Origin of the sequence: Micromonospora parva (assembly GCF_040649675.1) — a bacterium.
Taxonomy (GTDB): Bacteria; Actinomycetota; Actinomycetes; order Mycobacteriales; family Micromonosporaceae; genus Micromonospora; species Micromonospora parva.
In genome coordinates this window covers 327,435-344,385 of the sequence record NZ_JBEZFX010000002.1, presented here as the reverse complement: position 1 = coordinate 344,385, position 16,951 = coordinate 327,435, and the positions used below count along the sequence as shown (strand labels likewise).

Genomic DNA, 16,951 nt, shown 5'->3' with positions numbered 1-16,951 from the left:
CGCTCCGGAGCACTAGCCCGCCTCCTCCCCCGGCCGTCGAACGGTCGACCGATCGCGTCCCCAGGCGGCCAGCGGCTCGAGGGCGTCGTTGAGGCGCGTGCCGTCCTCGGTCAACGAGTACTCGACGCGGGGCGGCACCTCGTCGTAGGAGACGCGGCGTACGATGCCGTCCGCCTCCATCTCCCGTAGGTGAGAGGCCAGCACCTTCTCCGTGATCCCCGGAAGCAGTCGACGCAGCTCGCCGAAGCGACGCAGGGGGTGCTCGTGGAGCGCCCAGAGGATCAGCACCTTCCACTTGCCGCCGATCACCTCCATCGCGGTGTCGATACCGCAGGCGTGTCCGTCCGCGGTGCCCGGCCGGTTCACCGTCGCCATACCCACCCCTCCGACGTGCTCGCTCACCCCCGGGTAACCACGCACCTCGACGTGCGTACTTGATCACCTGGGGGCTGGTGACCAGCCTAATCCGCATGGAACCGAACACTGTGGAGAAGCCCTCCGTCACGATGCTGGGACTCGGCGCGATGGGTACCGCGCTTGCCCGAGCCTGGCTTGTCGCCGGCTACCCGCTCACCGTCTGGAACCGCACCCCGACCCGCGCCGCAGCGCTCGTGCCCGAAGGGGCAAGGGTCGCGGGCAGCGCCGCACAGGCGGTCGCGGCGAGCACCCTGGTCGTCGTCTGCCTGTTGGACGACAGCTCGGTCGACCAGGTGCTGGCCGGCGTGGACCTGATCGGCCGGGATCTGGTCAACCTGACCACCAGCACCCCTGCCCAGGCCCGCGCCCGCGCGGCGTGGGCCCGCCGACGCGGCGCGCGGTACCTGGACGGTGGAATCATGGCTGTCCCACCGATGGTCGGCGTCCCGGAGGCCGGCGGCTACGTCTTCTACAGCGGCTCACGAGCGCTGTTCGAACGGCACCGGGAGACGCTGGGCGTTCCGGTCGGCACCACCTACGTCGGTGAGGACGCGGGCTTCGCGGCCCTGCACGACGTGGCTCTCCTCAGCGCCATGTACGGGATGTTCGCCGGGGCCGCGCACGCATTCGCCCTGATCCGCCGGGAGGACATCGACCCGTCGGCGCTCGCCGTACTGCTCGCCGACTGGCTCGTCGCGATGGTCCCGGCGGTTCACCAGACCGCCGACCAGCTGCGCAGCGGGGACTACACCAAGGGAGTCGTCTCCCCTCTCGCCATGCAGGTGGCGGGCACGCCGACCTTTCTGAGCACCGCCGAGCAGCAGGGCGTCAGCCCCGAACTGCTCAGCCCCTACTTCGACCTGATGCGCCGCCGCCTGGCGAAGGGCGGTGGCGAGGAGGACCTGACGGGCGTCATCGATCTGCTGGTGCGGTGACGGTGTCCGGTGGCTGGAGGCGGTCCTTGGGACCTGCCGTCGTCCACCGCACACCGCCTACGGCATCCTAGGAGGCTGGTTTGCGGCCTGTGGCGTTTGTCCGCGCCGGGGCCGGGAACCGCCGATGCCTCAGTCAGCGAACGGATCGGGAGTGCGGGCATGCAGATCGGCTACAAGTTGGCCTCGGAGGGGTACGGCCCGCAGGAGATCATCCGCCAGGCCGTCCTGGCCGAGCGGGCCGGCTTCGACTTCGTCGAGATGAGCGACCACTTCCACCCCTGGCTGGACGCACAGGGGCACTCGTCCTTCACCTGGAGCGTGCTCGGCGCCATCGCGGCCAGAACCAGCACCCTGCGTCTGGCCACCGGTGTCACCTGCCCGACCGTCCGCTACCACCCGGCGATCATCGCCCAGGCCGCGGCGACCATGGCACTGATCTCCGACGGCCGGTTCACCCTGGGCGTGGGCGCAGGCGAGCGGCTCAACGAGCACGTGGTCGGGCAGGGCTTCCCCAGCGTGCGGGGCCGACACGAGCGACTACGCGAGGCGCTGGAGATCATCCGGCTGCTCTGGCAGGGCGGCTACCAGTCGTACGAGGGACGGCACCTGCACCTGGAGGACGCCCGGGTCTTCGACCTGCCGGACACCCTGCCCGTGATCGCGGTGGCGGCCAGCGGTGAGGCGTCGGCGCGGCTCGCCGCCGAGTTGGGCGACGGCCTGTTCGCCACCGACGCGGACGCGTCGATCGTCGAGCACTACCGACGCGCGCAGGGTGCCGGCCCGCGCTACGCCGAGGTGCCAGTGGCCTGGGCCACCGACGAGCAGCAGGCGGTGCAGGCGGTGTTGCAGACGAGCCGGTGGATGGTGACCGGCTGGAAGGTGATGAGCGAGCTGCCGAACCCGGTCAACTTCGACGCGGCGAGCGCGTACGTCGAGGAGAAGCACATCCGGCAGCTCTTCGCCGTCGGCCCGGACCCGGAACCGCACGTCGCCAAGGTCCGGTCGTACGTCGACGCCGGCTTCGACCACATCGTGCTGCAGAACGCCGGCCCCGACCCGGACGGCTTCCTCGACTTCTTCGCCGGCGATCTCGCCGGCCGGCTACGTGCGATGGGGTGACGCCCGCGGGCGGCGGGGGTGATGTCGGCGGGCGGCGTTTGACCGGGGCGGGCACGGGCGAGCCGCCCCGACCGATCACCGGGGCGGCTCGTCCGCGTTCTCGGGATGAGGTGCGCGAGTCGACGTTCAGCGGAAGCAGTGCGCGATCGGCACCTGGGAGCCCTCGCAGTTGGTCGGCTCGTTCTCGACGACCACGCTCTCATCGTCGATCTTGACCTGGGCGTGCATGCCGAAGACGCCACCGGGCTTCAGCGTCGACGCGTTGTGGGTGACCTTGCTGGTGTAGATCGCCACCGAGCCCGCGTTGGCGTAGATGCCGCCACCCTGGGACGCCGCGCCGACCGCCTCGTTGCGGACCACGTCGCTGCCCCGCACCAGCAGATTCGCCTTCTCGGCGTAGATGCCGGCACCCAGGCCGTGGGTGGTGTTGCCCTCGACCACGCTGTCGTCGAGCGGCGTCAGGCCCTTCACCGTCGAGATGCCGCCGCCGTTGACAGTGGACGTGTTGCCCCGGATGGTCATCGTGCGCATCACCAGCACCGCGTCGGAGTTGGCGGCGCCGCCGCCGACCTGGGCGGTGTTGTTGAGCAGCTCGGTGTCGGAGACCTTCGTGCGGGCCGAGAAGCTGGCCAGCCCGCCCCCCTGGGCGGCGCTGTTCTGGGTGAAGGAGACGCTCTCCACGTCGGCGGCACCCCGGTAGTTGCCGAGCCCGCCGCCGTAGCCGTTGGCGCTGTTGCGGTGGAACTCGGAACGCTTCAGCGTCAGGACACCACCGTTGAGCAGGCCCCCGCCCTTGCCCGCGGCGCCCGATGCGCTGTTGCCGACGAACGTGGAGTCGGTGACCACCATGTTGCCGTCGTTGAAGATGCCGCCACCGCCGCCCTCGGGCGACAGCGAGGTGCTCTGCGAGACGGTGACCCGTTCCACCACGGCGGTGGCGCCGTGCACCACGTGCACACTGCCACCCTCGATGGCCGAGCGGCCGTTGTGCAGTTCCATGTCCCGCAGGGTCAGCTCGCCGCCGTCGCGGACGGTGAAGAAGCGGAACGGGGCGGCCTGGGCGTCGCGGGCGATCGTGGCGCCGGCGCCGTCGATCGTGATGGCCTGGTAGATCACCGGCAGTCCGGCGGTGTCGTCGGCCGGGTTGTGCGGCGGCGCCTCGGCGTCACCGGGGGTCTCCGCCGCGTCGGCCGCCTCCCGGGCGTCGCGGATTCCGCCGTCGTACTGGTCGGTCTCGTGGAACGCCTCGGTGAGGGTGTAGCGGCACTTGGGCGCGAGCCGGAGTTCGCCGCCGCCCTCGGCGTTGGCGGTCACCAGCGCCGCGACCAGCTTCGCGGCGTCGCAGGGCACCGACACGACCCCCCGCTTGCCGGTGCCCGGGGTGCTCGGACGGTCCTGTTCCGGGCCGTCCTGGTCCTGCTGCGTCGCCCGCCGGTCGCCGTCGCGGCGGTCGTCGTCAGCCGCCGGGGTCAGTCGGGCCAGACCTGGGAGGGTGAGGGCGCGGTCGGCGGCGGCAGCCGCTCCGGCCACGCCCACGACCAGGCTCCCCGCCAGTAAACCGCCGGCTAAGAACCATCGGGACCGCCGTCTGGGTCGACTCGCGCGGTCTCCCTCTCGGTACGTGGACATCAACGGTGCCTACCTTCCTGCCTACCTGACGTGACCGCGCCGATCCGGGCGCGGAGGGCTCGACATGCTCGCCGACCACCAAACGTCACGATAGGTCCGCAATACGGACAGGAAGGTGTGAACGTGAATAGTGCCCTCTTTCATCTTCAATACCGGCAAACCGGCATCGACGTCACCCGCCGACGTGGATGCCGGGCCGGCGCAGCGGGTCCCGTTCGGTGCGTCGGATGATCTCCCGCACCACCGGCGGGGTGTCCCCCCGACCCAGGATGAGGTAGCGCGCCAGGTGCGCGATCGGGCTCCCCTCCGACCACTCGAAGTGCGCGTGCGGCCGGACCCCGGTGGCGTCCCGCAGGGCCAGCAGGATCGCGGCGATCGCGTTGGGCGCGGCCGGACTGTTGGCCCGCAACACCCGGAAGCCGCCCACCTCGATCCCGTGGACGCGCAGCACCTGGCTGAAGTCCGACGGATCCACCACATCGATCTCCAGGAACAGCACGTCCGCGGCGCCGGGCACCGGGTTCATCCCGCGTTGCGCCCGCTCCTTGATCGTGTACTCCTTCACCGAACCCTTCTGCCGCTTGTTCGCGATCAGGTGCAGCTGCCCGTCGTGCGCCAGCGACTCGGTGATGAACCGACGGGCCGGTTCGTCGAACTCGATGCGCTCGGCCCGCAGCTCGGTGGTCCGGGTGACCCGGGAGACCAATGAGACCGCGATGATGCCGAGAATGAACAGCGCGGAGATCGTGATCCCGTCCGGCTGTTCGATGACGTTCTCCAGCAGCGCGTACAGCAGCACCAGGGTCAGCACGGTGAAGCCGATCGCCGACGCGCGCCGGTGGCGACGGGCCGCGGAGATCGTCACCGCCACCGCCCCGGAGACCATCATCGCCAGGATCCCGGTGGCGTACGCGCCGGCCTGGGCGTTGACGTCGGCGCGGAAGGCGATCGTGATGGCGACGCTGACGACGGTGTAGACGATCACCACGGGACGCACCGCCCGCGCCCACTCCGGCGCCATCCCGTACGACGGCAGGTAGCGCGGCACGATGTTGATCAAGCCGGCCATGGCCGACGCGCCGGCGAACCAGAGGATGAGCACACTGCTCACGTCGTAGACACTGCCGAACACCTCACCCAGGTAGGTGTGCGCCAGGAAGGCCAGCGCCCGCCCGTTCGCGGCGCCGCCCGGCGCGAACTCCTGCTTCGGGATGAGCGCCGTGGTCACGAAGGTCGTCGAGATCAGGTACACCGACATGATCAACGCGGCGGTGGTGAGCAGTCGGCGCGTGTTGCGGATCCGGGCGGCGAGCCGGGCCTGCTGGTCCGGACCATCCGCCGCGACCAGGGGCATCATGCTGACCCCGGTCTCGAAACCGGAGAGCCCCAGCACCAGCAGCGGGAACGCCAGCACCGCGGTGAGCAGCACGTGGCCCGGTCCCCCGCCGGTCGTGGTGATCGCGGCCGTCCAGTCCGACACGATGCCCGGGTCGGCGGCGATCCGGGCCACCGCGACCACGACGATCACCGCGTTGAGCACCAGGAAGACCGCGACCAGCGGGATGGCCACCACCACCGCCTCGCGGAATCCGAGCAGGAACACCCCGCCGAGGATCAGCAGCAGCACCACGGTGACCACGACCGGCACCAGGGACCCGTGCACCGTGTCCGGCAGGTACGGGTTCTCCAACAGGTGCACTGTGGCGTCGGCCGAGGAGAGGGTGATCGTGATGATCCAGGAGGTGGCCACGAAGCCGAGCAGCACCAGGACGAAGATCTTGCCCCGCCAGAACGGCAACAACCGCTCCAGCATCGCCACCGAACCCTGACCGTGCGGGCTCTCCTGGGCCACCCGCCGGTACATCGGCAGCATGCCGAAGAGAGTGAGCGCGACGATCAACAGGGTCGCCAACGGGGAGAGCGCACCGGCCGCCACCGCCGCGATGCCCGGCAGGTACGACAACGTGGAGAAGTAGTCCACGCCGGTCAGGCACATCACCTGCCACCAGGCGTGCCGACGGCTCTGCCCTTCGATCGCCTCGGGGCCGGGCGGCTGCACCTGGTGCTGGAAGAGCCACCGGCGCAACGGGCTGGTCGGCGACAGTGAGCGGGCCGGGGTGGCCACGCGTTCGGGCACCACGACACCCTGCCGGCCGCCCCGGTGCGGGCGGGCCGGATCGCGGGCCGCCCGCAGTGCCGGGTCCGGCCCGGTCGGCGTATGCCGGCGTCCGTTCCAGCGTCGTGGTTTAGCCCGGTGCTCGTCACCCATCGCCAGTCCCACCCTCACAGGTCCTGATCCGACGGTAGGCGCTGCCCCGGCGCCCGGTCGGCGGAACCGGCCACCTGTTCGGCCTGCTCAGGACAGGTCCGCGACGGCGAGCAGCCGGGCCAGCGCGGGTGGGTCGGTGACGGTCACCGTGGCCGCCGGGTGCCGCAGCCGCCCGCCGGGCAGCAACGCCGGCACCGGTACGCCGAAGCGCAGACAGATCCCGCCAGCCGTACTGCTGCCGAAGGTCGCACCGCCGTCGGCCAGCGACAGGTGCGGGCCGATCGCCCGCCACCAGCGGTACGGCCCGCTCAGCTCGACGGCGACGACGTTGTCCCGGGCGGTCCGCAGCCGCCACGGCCCGTACCGGATCATCAGATCCCGTTCGCTGACGGCGACCCAGGCCGTCGCCGGACGGACCCCCAGCAGGGCCAGCATCGGCCGGAACGCCGCATCGAAGCGGAACGGAAATCGCGTCGCGACGCCGGTCATCGGGCGCCGGGCCGCGCGGTGGGTCGCGACACCGGGCCGCCCGGCCGCAGCGGGCCGGGCCGCGCGGGCCGGGGGCGGGCGGCGGGCCGACGCCGGGCCAGGACAATCATGGCGCGGGCGTACCCGATCCGAGCCCGCCGACACCCCCGGATCCGCACGCCGTCGACGCGCCCCCACCCGGCGGTCCCCCACCGCCGGCCGACACCCCCCGGGCCGGCCGACGGTGGCAGACGGTCGGCACCCCCCGGGCCGACCGGCTGTCCCCGCTCGTGACCGACCCGATCTCGGGTGGCCACGCGGGGTGGAACTGGTGGGACGCGCTCCCGCGCTCCGCCGCCCCCCACGGGGCGGAGCGCGGGAGCCCCCCGTCCCGGCTACTGCAGGAACGCCCCGAGGGGCGAGAGCAGCAACCGGCCGAGCGCCGCGGCGTTGTCGTCCAACCGCGTGCGCTCACACTCGCGGGCCTGCGGGTCGTGCCGGCACCGCCAGATCTTCTGCGCGTTGCGCCAGGCGACATCGCGCGTGTACTCGACCAGTTCCCCCTGGTACCAGTCGTCGATGTCACCGTTGAGCATGTCGATGAGCAGCTGCCACCGCTCCAGGTAGCCACGGCGCAGGCCGGGGATCTTGTCCGCGAAGATGTTGTTGATCTCGAGGTAGTCGTGGTGCTGGTCGCTGCCGTCGACCGGCTCCGACTCCAGGTGGTCGAACGTGGTCACCAGGGCGAACGGCAGGTCGAAGTTGATGTGCGCGTTCACCCCGGCCGCCGCCGAGGGCAGCGGGCGGGCGTCCGGCCCCCGCATCCGCTCGAACAGGCACGACCACGCCTTCGGGGTGCCGGGGCTGGAGTCGGTCCACAGCCGCATCGCGTCGAAGTAGCGGGCGGCGAACTCGACGTCGAGCCGGGAGAGGAAGACCGGGTCGATGAAGCGGTCGTCGTACAGCCCGTCCAACACGCTGCTGGTGATCGTCAGGTAGAGCTTGTTGAAGTCGGCCAGCGGGCAACTGGCCTCCAACGGTGGCAGCCGGACCAGCATGTCCTGCAGCTTGGTCAAATGATCGACCACGGCCGGCACGTCCGCGGGGTGGTCGGCGAGCAGGTCGACGATGTCCCGGTGCACGGGCCCCCAGACCGGTTCGATCATTTCTCCTCCATTGTGGTCGGCGGCATCCCCCGTGCCGTCGTCGACGCGGCTCAGCCTCTCAGCCGACACCGGCCCGCCGGATCAGTAGAACGACGTATCCCGGCGCGCACACGCGCGCCGGGATACGTCGTGGTGGTAAGTCAGCCCCGTTGGTTGCGCAGCTGGATCGCGCTGGCCTGCACCCGGGTCCGGACCTGGAGCTTGTCGAAGATGTGCGACACGTGCACACCGATGGTCCGCTCGCTGATGAACAGCCGCTGCCCGATCTCCTTGTTGGTCAACCCCTCCGCGACCAGGGCGAGCACCTCCCGCTCCCGTGCGGTGAGCGCCGTCAGCTCGTCGTCGGACGCCTCCGCCGGTGCGCTGCGCGTACCGGTGCCGGTGTCGCGCTCGTCCAGCGACACCCGGGCCCGCCCGGCCAACTCGCGGATCTCCGAGGTCAACGGCACCGCACCCAACCCCTGCGCCACCCGGTACGCCTCCCGCAGGAGCTTGCCGGCGGTGGCCAGCCGGCTGCGGCGGGCCAGCAGCGCCTCGGCCTGCCGCAGCCGCGAGTAGGCCGCCGGATAGGGGTGGTTGCGTCGATCCCACTCGGCGGCCGACACCGCCCACAGCTCCGGGTCGCTGCCGTCGAGGCGGCTCACCTCGGCGGCGCACAACGCCAGGAAGCCCTCCACCACCGAGCGCACCGGCCGGGCGGCGCCGGCGCTCTTGCGGGCCATCCGGTCGGCCACGTCGCGCAGGCGGCGCACCGCCGTCGGGTCCACCTCCACGGTGCGGCTGGCGTGCGCCTCCGCCTCGGCGCGCAGGCCGTGCCAGACCAACGCGGAGAGGATCATCACGTCGTCGGAACGGCTCTCGGTGAGGCCGCGCTGCACGGCCTGCCGCGCCACGTCGTGCCGGCCCTCCCACATGGCCAGCCCGGAGCGCAGGGTGAGCAGCGGAATGACGTGCCGCGCCCCGCCGCCGGCGAGCAGGGTCGCCACCGCGTCGAGGTCCCGACCGGCAGCCTCGATGTCGCCGTAGCCCACCGAGAGCCGGCACCGGGCCAGCAGCAGCTCCACCGCGTCCGCACCGGACGGTCGGTGTCGCAGCGCTACGGCCACCACCTTCTCCGCCTCGGCCCACTGGCCCACCCGGAACAGCCCGTTGATGGCGATGGCCAGCAGCCGGGTGCCCCAGGTGCGGCCCAGCCCCAGCTCGGCCACCCGTTCGGCACCCCGACGGGCCACCACCACACCCTCTTCGAGGATGTTCAGCGGCCCGGTCAACAGCTCCGCCAGGTGCAGGTACGCGCAGGCCACATCCTCCGGCTGACCGGCGCGCTCGGCGGTGTCAAGGGCGTCACGCATGACCGCCAGGCCGGCGTCCGGGTCTTCCAGGAAGGCGTCGCTGAAGCCCAGCGCCGAACTGGCCAGCACCACCTCGGTCGTCGAGCCCGCCACGTTCTCGGCCAACGCCAGCGCCTCGCGGGCCCGCTCGCCGGCGTCGGCGTACCGGCCGAGGTGCAGCAGCAGCTCGGCCAGCCGGGCGGCGGCGGTGGCCCGGTCCCGGGGGGAGCAGTCTTCGGCCTTCAGCGCCCGCTGGTACTCCTCCTCGGCCAACGCGGAGCGACCGGCGGCGGCCAGGTAACGGGCACGGCGGATGTGCAGCGCGCAGCTCGGCTCGCCACCGCGCAGCGCGACCAGCTCCTCCAGCAGGGCCAACGCGCGGGCGTGCTCCCCACAGTGGTGGGCCGCCTCGGCGGCGTTCTCCAGCAACTCGACCCGGTCCACCGTCGACGGGCCCGGCTCGGCGGCCAACTGCAACGCCGCGGACCAGTGCCGGTGCGCCTCGGCGTAACCGTGCAGCCGTTCGGCCTCCTGCGCGGCGGCCACCGCCGCCGGCAGGGCGCGTGCCGGTTCGCCGGCCAGTCGCCAGTGGTGCGCCAGCCGGGCCTGGTGCAGCTCGCCCGGCGCCGTGGTCAGCGCCTCGGCGTAGCGGCGGTGCAGCCCGGAGCGCTCGGCTGGCAGCAGCTCGTGGGCCAACACCTCGGCGACGAGGCGGTGCCGCAGCCGGTAGCCGTCGTCGGCGCCGACCAGCAGCCGGTGCGCGACAGCGGCGCGAGCCGCGGCGATCAGCTCGTCCTCCGGCATCCGCAGCACCTCGGCCAGCAGCCAGTGCTGCACCGGCTCGACACCGGCGGCCACCGCGTGCACCACGGCGTGCGCGTGCTGGGGCAACGCGTCGACGCGGTCGAGGAAGATCTCCCGCAGTGTCTCGGACAGGCCGTCGCGGCCGTCGCGCAGGTCGCGGGCCAGTTCCTCGATGACGAACGGGTTGCCGCCGCTGCGCTGCCACACCTGCTCGGCCGCGTCGGCGCTCAGCGCCCGGCCGACCACCGCAGCGGCGAGCGTCTCGGTGTCGGCCCGACCCAGCGGCGCCAGGTCGAGCACCCGCACCGTACGCAGCCGACGCAGCTCGGTGAGCACCCGACGCAGCGGGTGCGCGCCCTGCAACGACTCGGCCCGGACCGCGGCCAACACCGACAGCTGAAGATCACCCAGGCCGGCGAGCAGGTAGAGCAGAAGCTGACGGGTGCTGCGGTCGACCCACTGCAGGTCGTCCAGGATCAGCACCAACGGCCGACCCTCGGCGATCAGGTGCAGGCCGCGGGAGACCCGCTCCAGCAACGCGCCCGCGCCGTCCGGGCCGGCGGTCTCGTCGGCGAACATCTGCAGCAGCCCCCGCACCGCCGAGGAGGTGCGGGCGGGCGAGGCGGACACTTCGGTGTCGAACCGGCGCAGCGCCTGCAACAGCGGGTGCAGCGGTGAGGCGTCGCCGATGTCCAGGCAGCTGCCGGTGAGCACCACGGCACCCCGCTCCCGCAGGCGGTCGCCGATCTCACCCAACAGCCGGGTCTTTCCCACACCGCTCTCGCCGGTCAGGAAGACCGCCGCGGTCTGCCCGTGCGCGCCGTCACCGAGCAACGCGGACCGAACCGTCTGCACCAGCTCGGCCCGGCCCACGAGCGGTGCGGTGTCCACATCGCTGGCCATGCCACGCAGCCTAATCACAGGGCCCCGCACCGTTCTACGGCTGCCTGCCGCTTGTGGTACTCCTCGCGTCGACTTTGCGACTAAAGGTTGCAGGTGGCCGACATACGTCGTTCTGCAGATCCCCCGTCGGCCCAGGAGTGCCAATCTCCGGAGGTGATCAGGCAACCGCGGGGAGAAAGGCCGGTGCGACACCCATGACCACCAGCATCATCGTCGACATGCAACGGACCGTCACCCCGCTCTGGCCGGTACCGCAGGAGAGGCGCGTCGTCACCGTCCTCTTCGCGGACATCGTCGGCTCCACGGCCCTGGTGGGCCGCCTCGACCCGGAGGACGTCCGGGCGTTGCAGCAGGCCTACTTCGACACCGTCGCCGGTGTGCTGCACCGCTGGCAGGGGGTGGTGGAGAAGTACATCGGCGACGCCGTGATGGCCCTCTTCGGCGCGCGGCACTCCGACGGCTTCGACGCCTACCGAGCGGTGCGCGCCGGCCTGGAGATCCAGGCCGCGCTGGACCGCCGGCCCATGGTCGACGACATCCGGCTGCGCGTCCGCGTCGGGGTGGCCACCGGCGAGGTCGTGGTCGACCTCGGCGACGTCGTCACCGGCGGGCACGGCGTGGCCAGCGGCGCGGTGATCACCGCCGCCGCCCGCCTGCAGGAGTACGCCGCACCCGGCGGCGTCGCGCTCTGCGCGGCCACCGCCCGCGCCACCGCCGGCCTGATCACCCAGCGTCAGCTGACGCCGGTGCCGGTGGCCGGTCGGGTGCCGCCGGTGCCGCTGTGGCACGCCGTCGGCCCGGTCCGCCCCGGCGCCGACCGGCACGACGGTCCGCTGATCGGCCGACGCCGCGAACTGGCCACCATCCGCGACCAGTTGGGCGGGGCCATCCGGGACCGGGCGCCACGCTGGATCTCCCTGGTCGGCCCCACCGGCAGTGGCCGCAGCCGGCTGCTGCACGAACTGACCCGCGGCCTGACCACGGTGGACGGTACGCCCGTCCGCTGGTGCGTGGCGGCCTGCCAGCCGTACCCCGATCAGGTGTTGGCACCGGTCGCGCACCTGCTCCGAAACCTCGCCGGGATCCGGCACAGCGACGGCCCGGCGGCGGTCCACGACCGGCTGGTCACCGCCCTGACGCCGCTGTTCCCGCCGACCAGGGTGGCCACCGCCGTCCCGGCGCTGCAGCGCCTGCTGAGCACCCCGGACGGCTCGGCCGCCGCCCTCGCCGGCGCGGCGATCTGCCGGGAGGTCCTGCTGCGCCTGGCCGCCGACCGGCCGCTGATCGTGGCCGTCGACGACCTGGACCGGGCCGCGCCGGCGGTGAGCCGGTTCCTGCACGCGTTGTTCCGCGCGGCGACCGAGCGCGCGCTGCCGCTGGCAGTGCTCACCGTGCACCAGCCGCAGTGGGCCGACACCCGGCCCGGTCCGGCCCGACGGGTGACGATCGGCCCGCTGGCCACCGTGCAGTCCGGCCGGCTGCTACGCCACCTGCTCAGCCGGGCCGGGCAGCCGGTGGCCCTGGTCGACCGGCTGCTGCCGCTGGTGGGCGGCCGCCCCGGGCACGCGACGGCGTACGTGACGTCGCTGGTGGACGGCGCCGACCCGGCGGCACTTGCGCTGCCCGAGGCGGTCCGCCGGGCAGTCGGCGCGGAAGTGGACCACCTCGACGGTGAGCGGCGGGCGGTGCTGATGGCCGCCGGCACCCTCGGTGGCCTCATCCACGGCGCGGCAGTGGACCGGGCACTCGGCTGGACGCCCGGCCGGTCCGCACCCGCGCTGCGCGGTCTGGTCGCCGCCGGGCTGCTGCGTCCGCACCGCGTCGACGGGTACGCGTTCGCCGCGCCCGCGCTGCGCCAGGTCGCCGCCGAGCGGTTGCCCCGCGCCCTGCGCGCCGTCTTCGCCAGCCGAACCGCCGACACGCCGCGCCTCGACACCGTCCACGCGCACACCGCCGACCCTGCCGAGGCGGTCGGCACCGGTGCCGTCGACGCCGCGACCGCGCAGGTCGTGCGTCTCGACGCGGTCCGCTCCCGGGCCGGCCTCGACACCACACTGACCCCGGTGTCGCGACCGGGTGCCACCGGCCCGGTGCGGCACCGACCCGTTCGCACCCCGACGATGGCCACCGCGCCGGCCGCGCCGAATCGGCAGACCCACCGTTCGCCGGGTTCCGGTCGGCTGCGGGTCGTCGGGTCGGCCGGTGACGGGCCGCCGACCCCGGCCGCCTCGACGGCCGCGTCCCGACGCAACGCGGCCGGGCACTGGCCCCCGGAGGTCGCCCGATCCCGGGCGGCGATCAGCGCCAGGCCCGCCGTACCGGGCTCCGCCCGACGGGGTGCGCTCGTCGGCGTCGGGGAGACACCCCCGTTACGCGGCACGCCCGGTACGCCGTCGCCGCGCTGGTCGGACGCTCTGGCCGCCTGCGCCTGAGGTGGCATCGAGAGCGAGGCGCCCCCACCTGGGGTGAGCTGGCTTGCCACCGTCCGACGGGAGCGGGTGAGCCGGTCACCCGGCGTGACTAGGATTGGTCCCGTCATGCTGCTACGGGTGCTCGGGCCGCTTGAGGTCGAGGTCGACACAGGCGGGCCGGTCGACCTCGGCGGCCCCCGGCAACGCGCCGTGCTCGCGCTGCTGCTCGCGGCCCGGGGCGAGGTCGTCTCCGTCGGTCAGCTGATCGAGGATCTGTGGCGGGGTGACGCGCCACCACGGGCGATCGCCTCCCTGCAGGCGTACATCTCGCACCTGCGCCGCCTGGTGGAACCGGCCCGCGAACGCCGGGCGCCGGCCCGGGTCCTGGTCACCGCGGCACCGGGTTACGCGCTGCGGCTGCCCGCCGACGCCGTCGACGCCGGCCGGTTCGAGACCCTGCTCGCCGAGGCGCGCGCGGTCGGCCCCACCGACCCGAGCCGGGCACGTCACCTGCTGCGCGACGGCCTCGACCTGTGGCGCGGTCGGGCGTACGCCGAGTTCGCCGGGGAGCCGTGGGCGCAGCCGGAGGTGTTGCGGCTGGAGGAGCTGCGCCTCGGCGCCCGGGAGTTGCTGCTCGACGTGACGGTGCGCTGCGGCGACGCGGCCGAGGCGGTGCCGGAGGCGGAGTTGCTGACCCGGCAGGCGCCGCTGCGGGAGGAGAGCTGGCGGTTGCTGGCCCTGGCGTTGTGGCGTACCGGCCGGCAGGGCGACGCGCTCGCCGCGCTGCGCCGGGCGCGGGCGACCCTGGCCGACCAGCTCGGTCTGGACCCGGGCCCGGCGTTGGTCGAGGTGGAGTCCGCGATCCTCGGCCAGCGCCTCGACCTGCTGCCACCGGCGACGCCGGCAGCGGTACGCGCCGGGCGACAGGTGCCGGAGGAGGTCTTCGTCGGCCGGGAGGTCGAGCGGGAAGCCCTGCGGCGGGCCGCCGCCGACACGGTGGCGAGCGGGCCGCGTGTCGCAGTGCTCAGCGGTGAGGCCGGGGCCGGCAAGACCAGCCTGCTCACCCGGTTCCGGCAGGAGCTCACCGACCACGGCTGGCTGGTCACCGTCGGCCGTTGCCCCGAGGTCGACGGCGCCCCGCCGGCCTGGGCCTGGGTCGAGGCGCTGCGGCAACTCGCCGAGCAGGCACCCCCGGGCGACCTCGCACCCGCGCTCGCCCCGCTGCTCGGCGGCGGCGACGGTGAGCCCGGTGGCGACGTCACCGCCGGCCGGTTCCGGCTGCACCGCGCGGTGGGCACCTGGTTGGACGCCGCCGCGACCCGCAGACCGGTCGCCGTGATCCTCGACGACCTGCACGCCGCCGACGCGGAGACCCTGCTGCTGTTGCAGAGCGTCACCGAGATGACCACCGGCGCTGTCCTGTTCGTCGCGGCGCTGCGGCCCGCGGACAACGCCGACCGCCTCGCCGAGACGATGGCCGTGCTGGCTCGCCGGTCACCCCACCGCATCCCGCTGGGCGGCCTCAGCACGTCCGAGGTCGAACAGCTGCTCGGCGCGCTGGCCCGGACCACCGTCGACCCGGACACGGTCGCCGCGTTGGCCGAGCGGACCGGCGGCAACCCGTTCTACGTCCGGGAGTCGGCGCGGCTGCTCGCGGCCGAGGGCACGCTCGTCGCCACCTCCGACGTGCCCGAGGGCGTACGCGACGTGCTGCGCCGACGGCTCTCCCGGCTGCCGGCGACGGCCGTGTCGGTGCTGCGCCTCACCGCCGCCGTCGGGCGGGAGGCTGACGTGCCGACGCTCGTCGACGCCGCCGGCACCGACGAGGCCACTGTGCTACGGGCGCTGGAGGCCGGGCTGGCCGCCGGACTGCTCACCGAACCGGCGCCCGGGCGGGTGCGGTTCGTGCACGGCCTCGTCTGCGACACCATCTACACCGACCTGCCGCAGCTGCGCCGCACCCGCCTGCACGCCCGGATCGCCGCCGCCACCCGCCGGCTGCGGCCCGACGACTACCCGGCCCTCGCCCACCAGTACGCCCGCGCCGCGTCGGCCGACACCGCGCCGCTCGCCGTCGACTACGCCATCCGGGCCGCCGAACTGGCCGAGCGACGGTACGCGTACGACGCCGCGATCGAGCTGCTCAGCAACGCCGTCGAGGCCGCCGCCACGGTCACCGGGGACCGCGACGCGCTGCGGGTCGACCTGCTCGGCCGGCTGTTGCGCGCCTACGCGCGCGCCGGTGCGGTGGCCGCCGCCCGGCAGACCCGCGCCCGGGCGTTCGACGTCGCCGCGCAGTCCGGCCGCGACGATCTGCTCGTCGCGGCGTTCACCGCGTGGACCGTGCCCACCCCATGGCTGACCCACGAGTACGGCGTGGTGGACCACCGCGTCGTCGAGGTGCTCACCCGGCTGCTGCGCGCCGACGACCTGGGCCCGGTTGCCCGCTGCCGACTGCTGGAGGCGCTCGCCACGGAGTTGGACGGCGAATCCGACCCGCGCGGCGTGGCGGCCGGGCGGGAGGCGTTGGCCCTCGGGCGGCGCCTCGACGACCCCGAGCTGCGGGCCCTCGGGCTGGCCGCGCGGATGCGCACCATGAGCTACGAGCGGGAAGCGCCGGCCCGTCGGGAGCTGGCCGTGGAGCTGCGCGACCTCGCCGACGAGCATGGGCTGGTGACCTACCGCTCGGTCGCCGAGCAGGTGCTGGGCCACTGCGCCGCCGCCCTCAACGAGCCGGACGAGCTGCGCCTCAGCGTCGCCCGGCAGGGATGGCTGGCCGAGACGTACCAGCTGAACGAGGCGCAGACCATCAACCTGTGCTCGTTGGGCACCCTCGCGCACGTCGCCGGTGACTTCGTCGCCGCGCAACGGCACTACGACGAGGTCGCCGCGCAGATGCGGCGGCAGGGTTCGCTGCACGCCGAGTCCTTCCACTACTTCTCCACCGGGACCCTGCTGATCAGCCAGGGACGGTTCGGTGAGCACCTGGCGGCGACCCGGCGGATCCGGGAGTCGCTGGGTCCGATCGTGGACGACCTGCTGGCGCTGGCGTTGATCGGGAGCGGACGCCTGGCCGAGGCGCGGGCCATGCCGATCGGGCGGCACACGTACCGCCCGGACTACTTCGAGTCGGCGTTGCTCACCGTCCGCGGGATGGTCATCGTGGCGCTGGGTCGACGGGACCTGGCCCAGCCGGTGATCGACGCGCTGCTCCCGGTCAGCGACCAACTGGCCGGTTTCTCCACCACCGCGGCCGTGGTGCGGCCGGTCGCGTTGACGCTCGGGGAGCTGTGCCGGCTGCTGGGCCGCACCGAGGAGGCGACCCGGCACTTCACCCTCGCCGCGCGGGTGGCCCGCCGGTGGGAGTCGCCGCACTGGCTGGCCGAGGCGACGGCGGCGTTGGCCGGCTGACCGGCACGGTTGGTGGATTCCAAGCCGGTTACAAGTGACACCGAGCATGATCAACAGATCTGTGCCAGTTGATCCCTCGGAAAGGTCA

At 73.4% G+C, this 16,951-nt stretch carries 10 protein-coding genes; 4 read left to right on the top strand and 6 right to left on the bottom strand.

The window, feature by feature from the left end:
* Positions 1-12: 12 nt before the first annotated feature.
* Positions 13-375 (bottom strand): winged helix-turn-helix transcriptional regulator, encoded by a 363-nt coding sequence (locus AB0C03_RS06760; protein WP_210859619.1) that lies wholly within the window; start codon positions 373-375, stop codon positions 13-15.
* A gap of 95 nt (positions 376-470) precedes the next feature.
* On the opposite strand from AB0C03_RS06760, the gene AB0C03_RS06755 reads away from it, so the two are divergent.
* Positions 471-1,352, top strand: coding sequence for an NAD(P)-dependent oxidoreductase (locus tag AB0C03_RS06755; RefSeq protein WP_357635050.1), 882 nt, complete (start codon positions 471-473; stop codon positions 1,350-1,352).
* Between the two features lie 159 nt (positions 1,353-1,511).
* Positions 1,512-2,471 (top strand): TIGR03557 family F420-dependent LLM class oxidoreductase, encoded by a 960-nt coding sequence (locus AB0C03_RS06750; RefSeq protein WP_357635047.1) that lies wholly within the window; start codon positions 1,512-1,514, stop codon positions 2,469-2,471.
* A 126-nt stretch (positions 2,472-2,597) separates the two neighbouring features.
* On the opposite strand, the gene AB0C03_RS06745 is transcribed toward AB0C03_RS06750, so the two are convergent.
* From AB0C03_RS06745 to AB0C03_RS06725, 5 genes are all read right to left on the bottom strand, one after another.
* Positions 2,598-4,100, bottom strand: coding sequence for a right-handed parallel beta-helix repeat-containing protein (locus tag AB0C03_RS06745; protein WP_357635044.1), 1,503 nt, complete (start codon positions 4,098-4,100; stop codon positions 2,598-2,600).
* 172 nt (positions 4,101-4,272) lie between these two features.
* The gene (locus AB0C03_RS06740; protein WP_167337258.1) at positions 4,273-6,369 is read right to left on the bottom strand and encodes an APC family permease; all 2,097 of its coding nucleotides are present in this window, start codon (positions 6,367-6,369) and stop codon (positions 4,273-4,275) included.
* 87 nt (positions 6,370-6,456) lie between these two features.
* Entirely contained in the window at positions 6,457-6,858 is a 402-nt protein-coding gene (locus tag AB0C03_RS06735) for a hypothetical protein (RefSeq protein ID WP_030327569.1), read from the bottom strand.
* A gap of 374 nt (positions 6,859-7,232) precedes the next feature.
* Positions 7,233-8,003 (bottom strand): DUF5995 family protein, encoded by a 771-nt coding sequence (locus tag AB0C03_RS06730; protein WP_030327568.1) that lies wholly within the window; start codon positions 8,001-8,003, stop codon positions 7,233-7,235.
* Between the two features lie 140 nt (positions 8,004-8,143).
* Complete coding sequence (locus AB0C03_RS06725; RefSeq protein ID WP_357635039.1) at positions 8,144-11,041, bottom strand: helix-turn-helix transcriptional regulator; 2,898 nt, start codon at positions 11,039-11,041, stop codon at positions 8,144-8,146.
* 194 nt (positions 11,042-11,235) lie between these two features.
* On the opposite strand from AB0C03_RS06725, the gene AB0C03_RS06720 reads away from it, so the two are divergent.
* Both AB0C03_RS06720 and AB0C03_RS06715 read left to right on the top strand, forming a co-directional pair.
* The gene (locus AB0C03_RS06720) at positions 11,236-13,473 is read left to right on the top strand and encodes an AAA family ATPase (RefSeq protein ID WP_357635036.1); all 2,238 of its coding nucleotides are present in this window, start codon (positions 11,236-11,238) and stop codon (positions 13,471-13,473) included.
* Positions 13,474-13,578: 105 nt separating this feature from the next.
* Positions 13,579-16,863: an ATP-binding protein gene (locus AB0C03_RS06715; protein ID WP_357635033.1), complete on the top strand. Its 3,285-nt coding sequence runs from the start codon at positions 13,579-13,581 to the stop codon at positions 16,861-16,863.
* The last annotated feature ends 88 nt before the right edge of the window (positions 16,864-16,951 follow it).

What these genes read in the sequence shown, in the direction of transcription:
- AB0C03_RS06760 (WP_210859619.1), bottom strand. Translation starts at nt 375, where the DNA reads ATGGCGACGGTGAACCGGCCGGGCACCGCGGACGGACACGCCTGCGGT.
- AB0C03_RS06755 (WP_357635050.1), top strand. Translation starts at nt 471, where the DNA reads ATGGAACCGAACACTGTGGAGAAGCCCTCCGTCACGATGCTGGGACTC.
- AB0C03_RS06750 (WP_357635047.1), top strand. Translation starts at nt 1,512, where the DNA reads ATGCAGATCGGCTACAAGTTGGCCTCGGAGGGGTACGGCCCGCAGGAG.
- AB0C03_RS06745 (WP_357635044.1), bottom strand. Translation starts at nt 4,100, where the DNA reads ATGTCCACGTACCGAGAGGGAGACCGCGCGAGTCGACCCAGACGGCGG.
- AB0C03_RS06740 (WP_167337258.1), bottom strand. Translation starts at nt 6,369, where the DNA reads ATGGGTGACGAGCACCGGGCTAAACCACGACGCTGGAACGGACGCCGG.
- AB0C03_RS06735 (WP_030327569.1), bottom strand. Translation starts at nt 6,858, where the DNA reads ATGACCGGCGTCGCGACGCGATTTCCGTTCCGCTTCGATGCGGCGTTC.
- AB0C03_RS06730 (WP_030327568.1), bottom strand. Translation starts at nt 8,003, where the DNA reads ATGATCGAACCGGTCTGGGGGCCCGTGCACCGGGACATCGTCGACCTG.
- AB0C03_RS06725 (WP_357635039.1), bottom strand. Translation starts at nt 11,041, where the DNA reads ATGGCCAGCGATGTGGACACCGCACCGCTCGTGGGCCGGGCCGAGCTG.
- AB0C03_RS06720 (WP_357635036.1), top strand. Translation starts at nt 11,236, where the DNA reads ATGACCACCAGCATCATCGTCGACATGCAACGGACCGTCACCCCGCTC.
- AB0C03_RS06715 (WP_357635033.1), top strand. Translation starts at nt 13,579, where the DNA reads ATGCTGCTACGGGTGCTCGGGCCGCTTGAGGTCGAGGTCGACACAGGC.